The organism is Floridaenema fluviatile BLCC-F154 (assembly GCF_041929135.1).
In the GTDB taxonomy this organism is placed as follows: Bacteria; Cyanobacteriota; Cyanobacteriia; order Cyanobacteriales; family Aerosakkonemataceae; genus Floridanema; species Floridanema fluviatile.
On the sequence record NZ_JBHFNS010000042.1, the window covers coordinates 130,011 to 145,746 of the forward strand.

General features: G+C 41.3%; 16 protein-coding genes and 1 pseudogene. 8 read left to right on the forward strand and 9 right to left on the reverse strand.

The window, feature by feature from the left end; translation table 11 throughout:
- The first annotated feature begins 126 nt into the window (after nucleotides 1-126).
- Entirely contained in the window at nucleotides 127-534 is a 408-nt protein-coding gene (locus ACE1B6_RS10095) for an ArsR/SmtB family transcription factor (protein ID WP_459562993.1), read from the forward strand.
- A gap of 61 nt (nucleotides 535-595) precedes the next feature.
- On the opposite strand, the gene ACE1B6_RS10100 is transcribed toward ACE1B6_RS10095, so the two are convergent.
- A complete protein-coding gene (locus ACE1B6_RS10100) occupies nucleotides 596-928 on the reverse strand; it encodes a YnfA family protein (protein ID WP_459563000.1) in 333 nt (110 codons plus the stop codon).
- Between the two features lie 77 nt (nucleotides 929-1,005).
- On the opposite strand from ACE1B6_RS10100, the gene ACE1B6_RS10105 reads away from it, so the two are divergent.
- Both ACE1B6_RS10105 and ACE1B6_RS10110 read left to right on the forward strand, forming a co-directional pair.
- A complete protein-coding gene (locus tag ACE1B6_RS10105) occupies nucleotides 1,006-2,331 on the forward strand; it encodes an Nramp family divalent metal transporter (RefSeq protein ID WP_413257121.1) in 1,326 nt (441 codons plus the stop codon).
- A 78-nt stretch (nucleotides 2,332-2,409) separates the two neighbouring features.
- Nucleotides 2,410-3,135, forward strand: a complete 726-nt coding sequence (locus ACE1B6_RS10110) for a tetratricopeptide repeat protein (RefSeq protein ID WP_413257122.1) — start codon at nucleotides 2,410-2,412, stop codon at nucleotides 3,133-3,135.
- A 67-nt stretch (nucleotides 3,136-3,202) separates the two neighbouring features.
- On the opposite strand, the gene holA is transcribed toward ACE1B6_RS10110, so the two are convergent.
- From holA to ACE1B6_RS10140, 6 genes are all read right to left on the reverse strand, one after another.
- Nucleotides 3,203-4,177 (reverse strand): DNA polymerase III subunit delta, encoded by a 975-nt coding sequence (gene holA / locus ACE1B6_RS10115; RefSeq protein ID WP_413257123.1) that lies wholly within the window; start codon nucleotides 4,175-4,177, stop codon nucleotides 3,203-3,205.
- On the reverse strand, nucleotides 4,177-5,526 hold the full coding sequence (dnaX, locus tag ACE1B6_RS10120) for a DNA polymerase III subunit gamma/tau (protein ID WP_413257124.1): 1,350 nt from the start codon (nucleotides 5,524-5,526) through the stop codon (nucleotides 4,177-4,179). The genes holA and dnaX overlap by 1 nt, the downstream gene beginning before the upstream one ends.
- Nucleotides 5,527-5,545: 19 nt before the next feature.
- A complete protein-coding gene (gene dnaN, locus ACE1B6_RS10125; protein ID WP_413257125.1) occupies nucleotides 5,546-6,967 on the reverse strand; it encodes a DNA polymerase III subunit beta in 1,422 nt (473 codons plus the stop codon).
- Between the two features lie 414 nt (nucleotides 6,968-7,381).
- Entirely contained in the window at nucleotides 7,382-7,717 is a 336-nt protein-coding gene (locus tag ACE1B6_RS10130) for a hypothetical protein (RefSeq protein ID WP_413257126.1), read from the reverse strand.
- Nucleotides 7,718-8,033: 316 nt separating this feature from the next.
- The gene (locus ACE1B6_RS10135; RefSeq protein ID WP_413257127.1) at nucleotides 8,034-9,170 is read right to left on the reverse strand and encodes a class I SAM-dependent methyltransferase; all 1,137 of its coding nucleotides are present in this window, start codon (nucleotides 9,168-9,170) and stop codon (nucleotides 8,034-8,036) included.
- A 53-nt stretch (nucleotides 9,171-9,223) separates the two neighbouring features.
- A complete protein-coding gene (locus ACE1B6_RS10140; protein ID WP_413257128.1) occupies nucleotides 9,224-9,661 on the reverse strand; it encodes a hypothetical protein in 438 nt (145 codons plus the stop codon).
- 210 nt (nucleotides 9,662-9,871) lie between these two features.
- Here ACE1B6_RS10140 and ACE1B6_RS10145 point away from each other — a divergent pair, with 210 nt between their 5' ends.
- On the forward strand, nucleotides 9,872-10,099 hold the full coding sequence (locus ACE1B6_RS10145; RefSeq protein WP_413257129.1) for a hypothetical protein: 228 nt from the start codon (nucleotides 9,872-9,874) through the stop codon (nucleotides 10,097-10,099).
- Nucleotides 10,100-10,267: 168 nt separating this feature from the next.
- Here ACE1B6_RS10145 and ACE1B6_RS10150 read toward each other — a convergent pair whose 3' ends face one another.
- Nucleotides 10,268-11,662 carry an ATP-dependent DNA helicase gene (locus ACE1B6_RS10150; protein ID WP_413257130.1) on the reverse strand — a complete coding sequence of 465 codons (1,395 nt, stop codon included), beginning with the start codon at nucleotides 11,660-11,662 and terminating at the stop codon, nucleotides 10,268-10,270.
- A 99-nt stretch (nucleotides 11,663-11,761) separates the two neighbouring features.
- Here ACE1B6_RS10150 and ACE1B6_RS10155 point away from each other — a divergent pair.
- A pseudogene (locus ACE1B6_RS10155) lies at nucleotides 11,762-11,857 on the forward strand (GTP-binding protein); the annotation flags it as partial.
- Nucleotides 11,858-11,907: 50 nt separating this feature from the next.
- On the opposite strand, the gene ACE1B6_RS10160 reads toward ACE1B6_RS10155, so the two are convergent.
- Entirely contained in the window at nucleotides 11,908-12,324 is a 417-nt protein-coding gene (locus tag ACE1B6_RS10160) for an XRE family transcriptional regulator (RefSeq protein WP_413257132.1), read from the reverse strand.
- A gap of 421 nt (nucleotides 12,325-12,745) precedes the next feature.
- Between ACE1B6_RS10160 and ACE1B6_RS10165 the strand changes: the two genes are divergently transcribed.
- Genes ACE1B6_RS10165 through ACE1B6_RS10175 form a run of 3 tightly spaced genes read left to right on the forward strand, consistent with a single transcriptional unit; the run spans nucleotide 12,746 to nucleotide 15,524 of the window.
- Nucleotides 12,746-13,684, forward strand: coding sequence for a hypothetical protein (locus tag ACE1B6_RS10165; RefSeq protein ID WP_459562994.1), 939 nt, complete (start codon nucleotides 12,746-12,748; stop codon nucleotides 13,682-13,684).
- 20 nt (nucleotides 13,685-13,704) lie between these two features.
- Nucleotides 13,705-14,940 (forward strand): AAA family ATPase, encoded by a 1,236-nt coding sequence (locus tag ACE1B6_RS10170; protein WP_413257133.1) that lies wholly within the window; start codon nucleotides 13,705-13,707, stop codon nucleotides 14,938-14,940.
- Nucleotides 14,937-15,524 (forward strand): hypothetical protein, encoded by a 588-nt coding sequence (locus ACE1B6_RS10175; RefSeq protein ID WP_413257134.1) that lies wholly within the window; start codon nucleotides 14,937-14,939, stop codon nucleotides 15,522-15,524. The genes ACE1B6_RS10170 and ACE1B6_RS10175 overlap by 4 nt, the downstream gene beginning before the upstream one ends.
- Nucleotides 15,525-15,736: the final 212 nt, after the last annotated feature.

The window sequence follows — 15,736 nt, forward strand, 5'->3', positions numbered from 1 at the left end:
TCGTGAAACGTCTGAGCAGTTGTTCATATATAAAAACGATTCTCATTCTACGCTTATACTGATAGTGTGTAAAAGCTTTGCTTTAAGAAGATCGATCGGATTGAGACTCAAACTCAAACCTTAATAATGAAAGAACTTAACCCTTCACAGAAGTCACTATCCCAGGAGTCAGACGCGCCAAGCTGCGAGTCTCACCTAGTCAATCTAGACAACGTGCGCTCCTTACAGCCAGAAATCTTGCCAATTGACGAAGCACAGCGAATGGCGGAATTTTTTGGCGTACTAGCCGATCCCAGCCGTCTGCGCCTGCTATCTTGCTTGGCAAAGCAGGAGTTATGTGTCTGCGACTTAGCGGCTAGCTTAAAAATAAGTGAATCTGGCGTTTCCCATCAGCTGCGCCTCCTGCGAACCTTGCGTTTGGTTAAGCATCGCAAAGAGGGTCGTAACGTCTATTACAGCTTGGCAGATAGCCACGTCATCAATCTGTATCGTGAGGTGGCAGAACATTTGAAGGAAGCAGAAACCAAGTTTTAGTTCCTTCCTAAGTCAGAGTCAAAAAAGTTTCCGTCGATGCACGCTGAAAGTGTCTCATCGCTTAAAAAGTCGTCCGATGCGGAGCAAACATAATCACAACTGCACCCACCAGGCAAATTGTCGCTCCCAGTAAGTCCCATCGATCGGGTTTTACTCCCTCAGCTAGCCATAACCAAAAGATAGATGAAAGGATGTAAATCCCACCATAAGCAGCGTAGGTTCTTCCAGCATAGGAAGCATCAACCCTGGTGAGAGCCGAAGCGAAAATAATTAGTGCTATCAGACCGGGAATTAGCCATAAGATGCTCTTTCCCAGGCGCAGCCATATCCAAAAAGCATAGCAGCCAGAAATTTCTCCTACAGCTGCCACTAAGAAAAAGACAAGCGATCGCATAGAGTTCGCCAAAATAGTTGTTTTTCTGAAGTGTACTGAAAGTGCTACGGTAAATTATGAAAGAATTATGAAAAATTATGCCACGCTCCGATCGCAAACCCAGCCTGCCAGAGGTTCATCGCAGCATCCCGATACCGAACGCCAAAAGTTTTTGGCGCAAGTTGTTAGCTTATGCGGGGCCAGGATATCTAGTCTCAGTAGGATATATGGACCCCGGTAATTGGGCCACAGATATCGCTGGGGGCGCGAAATTTGGCTATGCGCTGTTGACAGTGATTCTGCTGTCGAATCTCATGGCAGTTTTGCTGCAATCGTTATGCGTGCGGTTGGGAGTGGCGACGGGACGAGATTTAGCCCAGGCGTGTCGAGATTATTTCAGCCCAAGGGTCAACTTTGTTTTATGGGTACTATGCGAGATTGCGATCGCGGCTTGCGACTTGGCAGAATTGCTGGGAAGTGCGATCGCCCTCCAACTTTTATTTGGCATTCCCTTAGTGTGGGGAGTGTGCATTACGGCACTAGATGTGCTGGTGTTGTTATTCCTGCAAGGAAAAGGCTTTCGCTATGTGGAAGCTTTGGTGATTACGCTAGTGGCAACAGTAGGAGTCTGTTTCACAGCAGAAATTCTCTTCTCCCGACCAGATGCAGCAGGCATTTTATCAGGGTATCTGCCTAAGCGAGAAATTCTGCAAAACCTAGAAATGCTCTACATCGCCATTGGTATTTTAGGGGCAACCGTGATGCCGCATAACTTATATTTACACTCCTCAATTGTGCAGACTCGCGATTGGCAACCAACGACTGAAAAGCGATGGGAAGCGATTAAGTTTGGCACGATTGATTCAACTGTGGCTTTGTCATTGGCACTGTTTATTAACTCAGCTATTCTAATTGTGTCTGCTGCCACGTTTCATTTTTCCGGTTATCAAGAAGTGGCAGAAATTCAAGATGCTTACAAATTACTTTCACCTTTGTTGGGCGTGAGTGCGGCTAGCGCCATCTTTGGCATAGCGTTGTTAGCTTCAGGGCAAAGTTCAACCCTAACGGCAACATTGGCTGGACAGATTGTCATGGAAGGATTTTTGCAACTGCGCCTTCCACCTTGGTTGCGCCGTTTGGCGACCCGACTGCTGGCGATCATTCCAGCTTTGATTGCGATTATTTTCTTTGGTGAAAAAAGTACGGGTAACTTATTGGTTTTTAGTCAAGTCGTTTTAAGCTTACAGTTATCTTTTGCGGTGATTCCTTTAGTTATGTTTACCTCAAATCGCCGCTTAATGGGAGAGTTTGTCAATCCTCTGTGGTTAAAATCTTTAGCTTGGTCGGTTGCTCTTGTAATTGTTGGCTTAAATGCTTGGTTATTATTACAAACTCTATTAAACTGGCTGCATCTGGCACCCTAATCTGTTTCCTCACTTAGAATGTTGGCAGTAGAAAGCTCGTGCAAAGAAAAGCTATTTCAACGGGAGAGGAGTACAGCCATGAACAGCATTTATGAGGCTATCGCAATCCTGGGAATAACGACCGCATTGGGTCTGGCATCTACTGCTTATGCTACGCCTACGTTATCGCGTGTCTCCTTTGGAGAACAAAGTCTACGCCAATATCAGCTACTAGAAGCACTCGTAGTGCCAAAGACTGCGGATGAATTTTTCCAACGAGGGACGGATAAGCTTGACAAAAGGGACTATCAAGGAGCGATTGAGGACTTTAACCAGGTATTAAATATTAATCCCAAGTTTGTTGAAGCGTACTGCAACCGAGGTCTGGCTCGCGCTGAGCTACAAAATTATCAGGGAGCGATCGCAGATTTTCAACAAGCACTGCAAGTCAGCCCTAACCATGCCGATGCCTACAATAAGTTGGGGAATGCTTACGCTGCCCAAAGCAACTTCCAAACAGCAAGAGAAAATTTCGATGCGGCGGTGCGACTCGACCCCAATATGGCTGATGCCTACTACAACCGGGGCTTGACTCGTTATACGTTAGGAGATAAGCCGGGGGCGCTTGCTGACTACACTCAAGCGCTGCAAATTAATCCCAGTATGCCTGAAGCCTACGGCAACCGAGGGATTACCCGCGAAGCATTAGGAGATAAAAAAGGAGCGCTGGAAGATTTACAGAAAGCTGCCCAACTCTTTCGTGCCAAAGGGGATATGGCAGCCTACCAACAAACACTAGCTCTAATTGAAACACTGAGGAAATAGACAGACCAAGAGGCGCTACTTTTTACTGCCGTTAAAAGCCCATGAGCAATATAGCCAAGCATTAAGACTACTTGACTCGTCTTGCTTTCTTACAAGTGAAAAGTCTGGCGATCGCCAAAACCGCCGTCAACATCAAATCCCCCTTCCGTCCCCCTTTAAGCGCCACCTCCAACTCCAACAACATCGACATCGCTTGAATTAAAGACCGCAAACCCACACCAGCCACCTCTTGTTTCAGAAAATACACCCGTTTGGGATTAGCAACTTGACAAATTCTGGCAATTTCAGCATCCTGCTTCACCCCACCCACCAACGCCGCCTTCACCCACATCCAAGTTCTAAACTGAGTAATCAACGTAGCACAAATCGCCAATGGAAAAGTCTCCTTATCTAGCAACTCCTGCAACAAATTGACAGCTTTTGTTGCATTACTTTCCCGAATTGCAGAAGCTAATTGCAGACTATTCTGAGTAGTAGAAGGAACCAGCACTCCCACTTCCTCAACACTAAGCTTCTTCCCATTACTGTAACTCGCCAGCTTTTGTAATTCCACTTCAGCACGCGCCGAATCATTACCAATAGCACTTGCCAAATACTCAATAATCTTTCTATCAAGCGACAAACCCATTGCTTTTGCTTCAGTTCCTATCGACCGAGCAATTAAATCCGTTCTCCAAGGCGCAATTAAATTAAATTCAAACAGTTTACCTTGAGAAAGCAGAAACTTTACCACTTTCAATCGCTTATCAATCGCTGGTGCGACAAATACCAAATCTGTTGTTTCCGGCACCTGCGATAACAACTGAAAAGTTTTCATTGTCTCCTCAGTAAACTGTTTAAAATTGCACTCCTCAACCACCACTAACTTTCCTTTCCCTTTCACTAATGCACGAGTTAACGCACAATCAATAGCCTCCTCAATTACAGAAACAGAAAACCGATGGTAGTTGAAACTTATCCAATCCGGGTCAAGACTTTTTTTGAACTCCAAAAGCTTCTTGTTAATCGCGTGAACGTCATCACCAACTAACAAACTAATCATCAACTTTTCTCCTGAATCAACAATTGATAGTGAACACCAGTCACCCCAAACAGCATCTTTTGTACCTTAGCCGTATTCCGATTAAATCTATCTAAATACTTAGCAGGCACAGCCAATACAGCTTTCTTACCTTTAAGTTCCACTAAAGAAGCAACCTCAAGCAGAACCCGATTATTTTCGGAAGTTTTAGACAGCACATTTTCCCAAATAGCTGTTAGTTGAAGAGGCTGCTTTTCTTTAGAAGATTGACTCGACTTCTGGGAATTATTACGCTGCACCAATCCCAGCAAACAAACCTCTAACCACAAACTTGGCTGTACACTTTTACTTAACTGCCATTCCGAAGCACGTAGCTGTTCGATACCAGCATTAATTACTGTATAGTCCCAATCTGCCACTATCTTCAGCAGTGTCGAATGGGAAATCCCGCTAGTTAACAAATGCAAACTATCGCGTACATTCCCTACCAACAGTAAATCTCGATAACAAGCAAGTAGCGACATCAATAACACCTTTGCTGTCTTCCCGCTATCAATCAACTCGCGAGATAATTGCAACAACTTCAACGTATCGCCACTACGAATTGATTGCAGAATTGTTATTAAATCAAACTCCGATATTCGACCCGATAATTCCAAAACATGAGAACTAGTAATTTCCTCCCCTAACAAACTTAACTGGTCAAGTAACTGCAAAGCATCCCTAAGTCCACCTTCTGCAATCCGAGCAATAGCCACCTTCGCCTCATCCGAAATAGCGATAGATTCGCTATCAGCTATCATCGTTAACTGCTGTACAATTGCATGAATAGCTAACACCCGAAAATGGAATACTTGACACCTACTACTAATTGTCGCCAATAGCTTATGTGCTTCTGTTGTACAAAGAATAAAAACCACATTAGCCGGAGGTTCTTCAATACATTTGAGCAGTGCATTTTGCGCCTGAGAAGTTAATTGATGACATTCATCTAAAACGAAAATCCGATAACGACTCATCGCTGGTGCAAAATGCGCTCGTTCGATTAATGTCCGAGCATCTTCTACTCCATTATGAGAAGCCGCATCAATTTCAACTACATCTAAACTATTCCCTTTCTCAATGGAACGACAAGACTGACATTTACCACATGGCGTAACAGTTGGTTTATCTGTAGCATTACAATTGAGCGATTTAGCAAAGATACGAGCAGTGGAAGTTTTACCAACACCTCGTTCGCCTGCAAATAGATAAGCAGGAGCTATTTTGTTTCCCTTAATTGCATTAGACAGCGTTCGTTGAATATATTCCTGTCCGGCTAATTCTGATAGCGTGCGCGGACGATATTTTTGAGGTAATGCTGCGTACATGATTTATTTTCTCCCCTCATTATTCTTTGAAAATTGGCATTAACAAATATTGAGCATCCATCAGAATATTAGGTTGCTCTCGATTGCCAAACGGAACTAAAATAGCAGGGCCATCTTTTTGAGTTAGTTGCATCTGAATTTCCGCACTAGCAATAACTTTTACTCCTTCTAACAAGTATTTAATGTTGAAAGAAACCGACATATCGCTATCCGAATTAATACAAGCCGTCATCTCTTCCCGACCATTTCCAAATTCCCTAAACAATGACAAACAAACTTGTTGAGCTTCACTATTAAAACGGATACTGACACTCTTTTCTTTCTTATCCGCTAACACCGCAATTCTTTCCAAAGCCTTAATCAAAGGTGCTTTCTCCAACGTTACCTGTTCTTTAAAATCCTGCTTCAATAACTCTTGATACGCTGGATACGCACCTTCTAAACAACGACTAACTAATCGTTGCGTTCCCCAGCGAAACTCAATAAGTCCCTTTGATTCCTCATAAAATAATTCCACTGGCTCAACTGATGTTCGACTCGATAAAATTCGCTCTAACTCCACCAACGCCTTAGCTGGTACTGTAAACTTTAAAGGCTCTGTAATTTCAGTTTGTTTCTTCTTTTTGAACCCGGAAAGCGAAGTATTAATAACAGCTAAACGATGTCCATCCGTCGCAGCAAATTCGATGCCATTTGACTCTATTTTGAAGTGAACGCCTGTTAAAATGCGCTTAGTTTCATCACTAGTTGTAGCGATTAGCGTTCCTTTAATTCCGGCTTGCAAAGCTTCCACTGGCACCCGAACTTTTAGCGTTGAATTAACTTCAGGAATCGGCGGAACTTCCTCAGTTGGTAATCCCCGTACTTGATAGCGTCCAGTAGTAGCGATTAACGTCATAATTTGATTTTGACCTGCCTCTGCTTTTTCTGGATTATCATCTTCAGTTTCCTCCGTATTCAAAGGTGATTGATTGACTAAAGTAATATCCCCGCGAGACAGTTTCGCTACAATATCACTCAAGATTCCCACTGGAATAGTCAGTTCGCCAGAGGCTTGAACTTTAGCATCAAATGATGTTTGAATACCTAGATTAAGGTCAAAAACACTGAGTTGAACCTTTTGAGTTTCTTGATTAGCAATCAACAAAACATTCCCTAATATTGGATGCGTAGGTTTAGCAGGCACGGCATGACTAACTAAATCGAGGTGAGTTGCTAAGTTCTCTTGCGTGCAAATTAATCGCATCCCCGTTGATAGGACAGCATCTGAACTGTTAGTATTGACTTCCGATGTAGATTCTGCTTTTGTTTCTACTTTGGGTTTCTTCTCAGCTAGAGATTCCGTTCGTCTAGTCGTGGTATCAGCTTTAGCTTTTGTTTGAAGAGAGCCATTGTCTTTGACTTGGCTTTTTCTTTTAGCGGGCTGAGTTTTTGTTTGCATATTTTATCTTAAAATAGCTGTCATACCGGGGCAGCGCTAGCTGCCCAGAAAACAGCTTGTTATTACCGTAGTTAAAGTTAAATAAGCTATTAATAAAAGACTTGATTATAGCTGACTCAGCTTCTATAATAAGTTGTTTTTTTTGATTAATTACTTGCAAAAAAACAATTATAGCGAAGTACTCCAACGAAGAAGTATTAAAAAAGCTAAAGCAGTTCTCGAATTTTTCAAAAAACGATCGCTTTTTGGCAGAGTATTATTAAGTGAGCGAATAACTGCACGACATTGGCGAAGCATAAGTTTCTCAATTTGACGTCAAGTCAAGAGTGCCTTAATCATCATTTTTACTGCTAGTAGCATCTGCCTAAAAAACTCCGCAGTCCTGCGGAGTTTTTATCTTTCTACCAAAAGGTTTTAAACCTTAATATTATTAAGTTCAACAGATGGCAGTTGTGCTGCTACTTCAGGAGCTAGTTGACAAATATAGCCAATGCAGTGACCGATTGGCACTGTTTGTCCAGTTGGATGTACAATTTGAGCGGCTACCAGTGCTGGCAAAATTCCTTCATTTTCCGAATAATTTTTGATGACAACATAATCAGGCGGTAATTGAAGATTAGGCACATTGACTGTGGCTGTTGCTATAGGCATTCCTTCAGTATCCACTAAATGTAGGCAGGGAGAGATGCCATGAGCATACCGACTAACTTTGACTTCACATTTGTAGCCGATGAAGTTAACATTTTGCATGGTTTTCACCTATTTCACTTCATCGCAAAAGCGACAATAGTCGCTTGTCTAATTTCACTAAAATTGAGTCTTATGTAACGCTTAGATTACTTTGACCGTTACATAAGATAAACCGAAATTAGGAACTGCTTCCTATACGCTCGCACTACTGTAATTCAGTTCTCTTCTTTAAGGTAGTTAGTTTTTATGTTGGGAAGGAATTACCATCAAATCTTATGTAACGCTAGAAGTAGTGTATACGTTACATAAGATTGCTTCAATTTCCTGAAATGTTACTTACGTTTGAATTTTTATCATTTATTTGGAATTGTAGCTTTCAAGCAAAATCTTCCAAATTAAACAATGTCATTTGCTGACCTGAAGCTGAATTCTGTTTCGGTTTGCGTTTACCCTGCACTACTTCTTGAACTACTATTTCCGGGGCTTCCACTATCTCAATTGTTGGTTCAATATTTTCTTCTACTTCCCTATTTTCAACAGTTTCAAACCATTCTTCATACCAATAAACCGCATTCATCGACTCAGGCTTTTCGGCTAATAAACTATTACCAAGTAACAAATCAGTTTGACCCAACCACCAAATCGGTATTGCCAACCAAGGTGCATAAAGAAAAAACTGAAATAAAGCGCACTTTAACAAAACCTGGTCGATATCTTGACCAACACCAGACAAACAATTATTAGATTGTGCCAACATCAAAGCACCCGTTCCACAAGCAGGTTCAGAAAAACTAGCAGTTCGGTCAATTTCTTCATGACTAATTACTTGAGACATGAAACTAGCAACCACTAACGGGGTCGGGTAAAATCCGGCATTTCTTTGAGCTTTCTTACCACAAATATCAGGCAGAATTCTACCTAAATAATCTTCAGGATAAAGTAGGAGAGCAGACAAATCGAAAACCTGATACAAACGCATTGATGCACCTTCACAACCTGCTGGTTCTTTTGGCAAACTTTTGTATGCCGGATGACCAAAACCAAACAAAGCCCAATGTAAGAAATATTCCAAATATTCCCAAGCACTCCATGTTCGCCATTCCCCATGTTTGGGAATACAATTAAGCGTATTGTTTAGCATACTTTCTGCTATGCTTGAATGCTGCCATTCAATTTGAGGTATTGGTTCATTCGGTAGCGTTTCTTGAATTACAAATTTGGGTAATCGTTCGGGTTTTCGATTTTCTAGAAGAGCTAACATCGGTTCCATTTGCCATCTCGTCCAAGCATGAGCCGGAACAGCTTGACACCTTGCCCAATAATCCCATCTCCCCCAAAGGTAACGGTCTACTTGCGCTAAAATTGGTAAGAGCCAACCATGTTTTAAATCCCGGTTGAGATGAGGAATTAAATCTTTCTTGCTCTTAATTTGGTAGGGTTCTTTTCGTAAATGCTGCCGAACTCCAATCCGAGTTTTGGAATCAATTATGGGAATTTCGAGTAAACTTTTCATGGGTAACAATAACAACAGAAGTTTTGCTACCCTTGACCGCACTCGCGGTTAAGTTATTCAAGAGAAAATGGTGGTTGCCTGTTGATATCTTCTGGCAAATTAGATGGTTCGCAAAAACGCTGCGTTCCCAATAAACTAATAGCAGCCGGATACTCGTTGGGAGGAGAAGACATCGTTGTTGGCAATGCCAAAATCGTCACAAAATAACGACTATAATTTAGTGCTGGGTTTAATGCAGGAGCCAACCAAGTAACGTACAATCTTCGATGAATTCCTATGACTAATCCTGCACTAGAAGTAACGGCAGCAGCACCTTCGATGAAATCTCCATTAGCAGGACTAGTCCCAAATCTTTGATAACGAATAATTGTTTGAAGTTGTTCGCCATCACTAATTGTTCCCAACAATTCTGACTCAATAGCAATTCTCAACCTTAATCCTTCATTTGGACAAATAATCCAGATGGGCGGTACAAATGTATAATTGGACATACTTAATCTCTAAATTGTTTTTGAAGTGCGATAAATCGAATTACATAAAAAACCCGCATTAGCGGGTTGGTAAAAACTTCAATTTCCTCACTATTTCATTTGGCGGTAAGTTTCATCGCAGTGGTAAATACTAGCTTTTTTTTAGCTACCGCTATCGCGGGCGAGCAAACAAAAAGCCAGTTTCTCATTTAAGTATTAGGTAAAATCAAGATGAAACAATCTTCAATCAAAAACCAACAGCTACAAAAATGTGTCATGAAACTAAGTTTACTACTGGAAGAGTACGGAGAAGATACATTTTGTGATGCAGTGCAAAACTTATTGGATAATCATCCTCATACTCAACCTTTAACTAACTACAATTACCAAGTAATTATGTTACCGAGCGATTATGATATTGAAGCAGTTTTGCAGACAGCTACATTAACTGCTAAGTAACTAATTCTAAAGTATGCTGAAAAAGCCTTTAATATCAGCAGTATAAGCAGTTGGACAAAAATAAAGTGAACTATAAGGACAAGGGAACAGGGAACAGTAAAGGTTTCAGGCTTGTTAACTTTACTTAACACAGAGTCTTTTACTTTTGTCCGACTACTTATAATGGTTTCAAGTATTAATGAAAACTCGGTTCCTCGCCCGACTTGCTCCTACATAAAAAAGCTGATTACAAGCTCGAACACTGTCCCGATATTCCTTAAGATACTCAGCTTTTCTATCTGGATTAATTCGAGCTAAATACAACAATTTAGTCGCTACTTTCCGGCGAATATCTTTGCTATCAATTCCCACTTCTATAAAAGTAGAGCCCTGCGAATTATGCACCGTAATCGCCCAACAATTACGCATCTGGGCGAAAGTTTCACAATGATCGTACCATGCTTTCCACAAGCTAGGATTTCTCTTAGCATTCCGTAGCAATCTGTTGTTATCTCGCTTGAATTTGCGAACATCATCTTCATGCAGAATGTAAATTTGACGAAGTTCTCCCGCTTCTGTTTTTACCTTAACATTCCAAGCTTTGTAACCTGAATATCTATCCTCTACAAATTCAACCACTTCCACTTCTGTTGAAGTCGCTAAAATAATTGTTTTCCCATCTGGTGCTATAACTGGTGCTTTGCTAATCAACCTTTCCCCTATGACAAATTTTGGCGCATCTTTCCCGTAGATTTTGGCTCGGATTTTCTGATTCCAGTAAGCGACTCGTTCGTTAGTGTAGCAGAGGATGCGGAAGCAATCAGGGTCTCGATTAAACTTGGCAGAAAACTTCTTTAAAGCATATTTCAACAAAGTTTGTTCTTTGACTAAAAATGCTCCATTCTTCTTATCTGGATTAAATTTTGAAAATGGCTCGAATACCTTTTTACTTTTCACAGCTAGGCGACAAGCAGTAACAAACTCTAACAATGGACTACCTGTACCTTGCCTAACTACCTCGGTTAAAATTGCTTTATCAGGTACGTTGAAAGATTGAGATTTTCTCTCGTTTATCTCTTCATTTACAGGTGGTAATTGAGCCGGGTCGCCCATCACAATAAGTTGCCGATTACTGCCCAATAGTAGCGCATTATTGATTCTCTCTTCAATGATATTCCATAGTTCTTCCGTCACCATACTGCACTCATCTAAAAAGATGATATCGTACATATAAAGCAGCGATGGTGAAACTTGTTTCAAAATTTTCTGTTGTCCCTGTTTAACTGGAGCTAATCCTAGTAGCTGATGAATAGTCATCAAATCTACTCCTTGTACTTTTTTTTCAGCAGCCATTCGTCGCAGTACTCCCACTGCTTTATTAGTTGGTGCTGTAAATACAACCCTTTTTCCAGCACTTACTAATTGTTCTGCTACTAAATTGACGATAGTTGATTTTCCCGTCCCCGCATATCCAAATAATCCGAACATTCGTTTGGAACTAGTGAGAAATTCAGCAATCTTTTTGAGGGCTACCTCTTGCTGGGAAGTTAGTTGAAAATTTAGCCCGATAAGTGTTTGAATCATCTGAGTTAGGTTTCTTTCTCGAGATTTCCCACACCTATCAGCGTTAGCTGTTTTTTGAGGTCGAGAGCAAACCTCATTACTCAAATTAGGAACAGTTCCATGCCCAATCGAGCATCAAATTCCATCCCCGTAACAATTCTCACAGGCTATTTAGGATCAGGTAAAACTACCCTACTCAACCGGATTCTGATATATTAATATGGCAAAAGAGTCGCACCGATCGTCAATGAATTTGAGGAAATTGGTTAAGCTTGGTGAGAAGTTAGAGCTTTTACCGAAAAAGAAATCACCTCAGCAATATCAGCAGGTTCTAACATTGGAATGGCAGCTAAGATTTGAGCCTTGATCTGTTCGCTGTTATGATGGCTGCTTGTAAAAGTAGCATTCTCCACACCAACTCCTCGACGATACTCATTTAAAGAAATCTGCCCATCTAGATACAGTTGTAAGGAGCGAGCATCGCCACCGCTCACTTTAGCTAATGCTCGAAAATTGTTCGAGTTAACTTCAGGCAAATTCTTTTGAGCTAACCAACGATTGATTGTCGGTTGAGAAACGCCTATAGCACCAGCCAAAGTCGTCTGGTTCCAACCTTCGCTTAATAATTGCTCTAATAAGCAAACCAGTCGTGAGGCATGAGTAAAAAAGTCTGGCGCTCTCACCTTTAATTTTCCTAACTCTGCATCCTTATTTTGCCATCTACTTCCATAGTTGAAGAAACTCTACCCTAACGAGGCAGCAAATGTATTCCTTAAATGCCATTGCCTCTAAACCAGCTTTATACACTTGTATAATAATTTATTAAAGTGTATAAAATAAGAGACCATCAGTAGGTTATGCAATGCGATGAGTACAGTAATGATGAATACCCAATCCCACTATCAACAAAGCTGATCAGTCCCTTGAAATTAAGCCCTCATCCAATGAATGCTTGTATTTATGGAGCGGATGAAGATGTTTCTGATTTATTGGAATTAATCAAAATCGGGGGGGGAAATTCGTCCCTTAATCGTTACTCCTAGAGGGATTATTATCAGCGGACATCGTCGAAACCGTGCTGCCACAATCTTGGGCTGGTCAGTAGTGCCAGTAGAAGTAAGAGAGTTTAATTCTCCCATTGAAGAACTAGGGTTGCTATTGCGAGAAAATACTTACAGAAATCGAACGCTAGAGCAACGCATACGGGAGGGGTGGTGTTGGGAGATGGTAGAAGCTGCTTTTGCCAAGCAAAGACAAGTTGCTGCACTCAAACAGAACCAAGTCAATTCTGACGACACCGTTCGGGTAAATTTACCCGAACGGCAAGAGATAGCAAACTCTTTAAATACCGACCCAGAAGCGAGGCGTACCCGCAATCGGGTAGCAGCACGGGTAGGAATAGGTGGTAGCAGTTACACTCGAGCTTCCAAAGTGTTGAAGGCGATTGACTTAATGGAACAAGAGTACGCCCAGTTAGCTGTTGCCTGGAAACGAGTGTTAAATAACCAATCTATTGATGCGGCTTACAAATTACTCAAATCACCACCGCTATGGCGAGAGCGTATTTTGCAGGTGATTTCTACAGGACAAGCTGATACAACTATAAAAGCGATCGCACACCTGAAAACCAACACTTGTACTTTAAATTCCCAACTTGAGCAAGAAAACCAACAAACAATCGAGCCAGAAAAATTTAGGGTAGGCGATTTAGTTAGGGTAAATTTAAATTATATGAAAGATGGTTCTGATTTGTTGAAATGGAATGGGTATTGGGGAGAAGTATTGAACTTATCTTTAATAGGCAGCTTGAAAGTAGACATGGGAGCCAGTATTCTGAATTTAGTGCCTAAAGATGTGCTGAAAGTCGATGAAATTGAACTTGAACAAGCACGTCGAATTTTAAATCTGAAAAGACAACAAGATAAACTAAACGATTTAGAGCAAATTATTCTTAATTTTCTCCAGAAACAGTCCTATATTAGCCAGGACGAGCTAATTCATTTACAAGCGATCGAACAAAGGATGTATGCACGACAGACGTGATGTAGTTATAGGATAGTGAAATGTTAAAAGAAATGCACCTCAAGCGAGTCGGCCCAGCACCGCAATTTGATGTAGAATTTGCCGATAGACTGAATATTTTCACAGGCGATAACGGACTAGGAAAAACTTTTTTATTAGATATTATCTGGTGTTCCCTCACCGGAACTTGGGCAGACAATCCCGCATGGCCTCAATTGACAGAAGAAACTCCCCAAATTTCTGTCAGCTTCAACAACCAAACAAATGGTGAAATTAAAAGCTTTCACAGCTATTTTGATTTTGAACAACAACAATGGCGTGACCTCACTTTCCCTCCCTTACTAAACAGTTTAGTTATTTACGTCCGTGTTGATGGTGGCTTCTCAGTTTTTGATCCCGCTCGTAGTCTTTCCACCGCGTATCATTTCAGTCATTACACGCTTTGGAACGGTTTAAAAGATAACAACGATAAAGTTTTATCCAACGGATTAATTCAAGATTGGGTCAAATGGCAAAATCAACCAAATAAAACAACCTTTCAACTGTTATCTCGCGTTATTAAACAACTTTCACCCCATCCTGATGAATCGATAGAACCTGGAGAACCCATACGAATTTCTGTAGAAGATGTGCGCGATATTCCGACAATTAAAATGCCCTACGGAACTGTACCAATTATCCACGCCTCAGCCGGAATGAAGCGCATTTTAGGACTAGCTTATTTACTCGTTTGGACTTGGTACGAACACCTGCAAGCATCCAAACTGCGAAAAAAACCACCAGTAGGGCAAATTACACTACTCATGGATGAAGTAGAATCTCACCTGCATCCCCAGTGGCAAAGGTCAATTCTGCCAGCCGTTTTAGAAGTCGCGGCAGGCTTACAACAACAGATGAAAATACAAGCATTTGCTACTACCCATTCTCCCTTAGTATTAGCTTCACTAGAACCTATTTTTAATGAAGAAATAGATAGATTATTCTTATTTGAATTACAAGAGCAACAAGTCACATTAAATGAAATTTCTTGGACAAAACAAGGTGATACAGTAGGCTGGTTAACCTCAGAAATTTTTGGACTCAAACAAGCGCGTTCTAAACAAGCAGAAATCACCATTGAAGCCGCCGAAGCTTGGATGCGCCATGATAACATGAATGCCTTTCCCGAACACTTAAGAACCCCCGCACAAATTCAACTTGAACTCGAACGACTACTTCCCGGACATGACCCATTTTGGCCTCGTTGGATTATCAAAACGGAGGCGCATCGGACATGATGCGATTTAACCCACCACCCGAACCACGAGAATTCGACCAAAAAGTACGACAACCGGGGAATAATTGGTTAGCTAAAAATTTCAATAACAAAAGACCTAGAGATTATTGGTCGCCCTTCAAAAGTAACTTAGCTGATGGTTTTGGCAACCTGTGTGGCTACTCTGTCATGTACGAACCTGTGGGAACAGTAGACCATTATTTGAGTTGCGAAAATTATCTTAATTTAGCTTATGAATGGAGTAATTATCGCTTCGCTTCTGGTTGGATTAATAGCAGCAAGCGGACATTAGATGACCGGGTGCTTGACCCTATCCAAGTCGGAGATGATTGGTTTGAAATAATTCTTCCTTCTCTCCAATTAGTATTAACAAATAAAGTTTCGCCTGAAGAACGTCAAAGAGCAGAATTTACCTTACAACGCTTGCGCCTGCGAGATGACGAACGAGTTATCCGTCAGCGCCAACAGTGGTATCAGCTTTACCTTGATGGTGACATTACACTCGAAGGATTGGAAAAGAAAGCACCTTTGATTGCTCGTGCGATTAGAAAACAACAACAACATAGCTCATCTGAATCAGTTTAAATCTAACTTTGGTTTGACCTACTCCCCTATAAAAGACTATCGTTTTAGGTATGGGAGGAAACTGGGGTTTAAAAGATGAAAATCAATCGTTATGGACAATCGAAAATTCTCACGCCCCAAGAAATCGATTTGTTATTTAATCAGGGGCTAACCAATGAGCGAGACCGTACCTTATTTGCTGTTTGTTTGTTTAGTGCTTGTCGCATCGCCGA

Bases quoted from the DNA above. Each gene is read 5' to 3' on its own strand.
- ACE1B6_RS10095 (WP_459562993.1), top strand. From the start codon at position 127: ATGAAAGAACTTAACCCTTCACAGAAGTCACTATCCCAGGAGTCAGAC.
- ACE1B6_RS10100 (WP_459563000.1), bottom strand. From the start codon at position 928: ATGCGATCGCTTGTCTTTTTCTTAGTGGCAGCTGTAGGAGAAATTTCT.
- ACE1B6_RS10105 (WP_413257121.1), top strand. From the start codon at position 1,006: ATGCCACGCTCCGATCGCAAACCCAGCCTGCCAGAGGTTCATCGCAGC.
- ACE1B6_RS10110 (WP_413257122.1), top strand. From the start codon at position 2,410: ATGAACAGCATTTATGAGGCTATCGCAATCCTGGGAATAACGACCGCA.
- holA (WP_413257123.1), bottom strand. From the start codon at position 4,177: ATGATTAGTTTGTTAGTTGGTGATGACGTTCACGCGATTAACAAGAAG.
- dnaX (WP_413257124.1), bottom strand. From the start codon at position 5,526: ATGTACGCAGCATTACCTCAAAAATATCGTCCGCGCACGCTATCAGAA.
- dnaN (WP_413257125.1), bottom strand. From the start codon at position 6,967: ATGCAAACAAAAACTCAGCCCGCTAAAAGAAAAAGCCAAGTCAAAGAC.
- ACE1B6_RS10130 (WP_413257126.1), bottom strand. From the start codon at position 7,717: ATGCAAAATGTTAACTTCATCGGCTACAAATGTGAAGTCAAAGTTAGT.
- ACE1B6_RS10135 (WP_413257127.1), bottom strand. From the start codon at position 9,170: ATGAAAAGTTTACTCGAAATTCCCATAATTGATTCCAAAACTCGGATT.
- ACE1B6_RS10140 (WP_413257128.1), bottom strand. From the start codon at position 9,661: ATGTCCAATTATACATTTGTACCGCCCATCTGGATTATTTGTCCAAAT.
- ACE1B6_RS10145 (WP_413257129.1), top strand. From the start codon at position 9,872: ATGAAACAATCTTCAATCAAAAACCAACAGCTACAAAAATGTGTCATG.
- ACE1B6_RS10150 (WP_413257130.1), bottom strand. From the start codon at position 11,662: ATGATTCAAACACTTATCGGGCTAAATTTTCAACTAACTTCCCAGCAA.
- ACE1B6_RS10170 (WP_413257133.1), top strand. From the start codon at position 13,705: ATGTTAAAAGAAATGCACCTCAAGCGAGTCGGCCCAGCACCGCAATTT.
- ACE1B6_RS10175 (WP_413257134.1), top strand. From the start codon at position 14,937: ATGATGCGATTTAACCCACCACCCGAACCACGAGAATTCGACCAAAAA.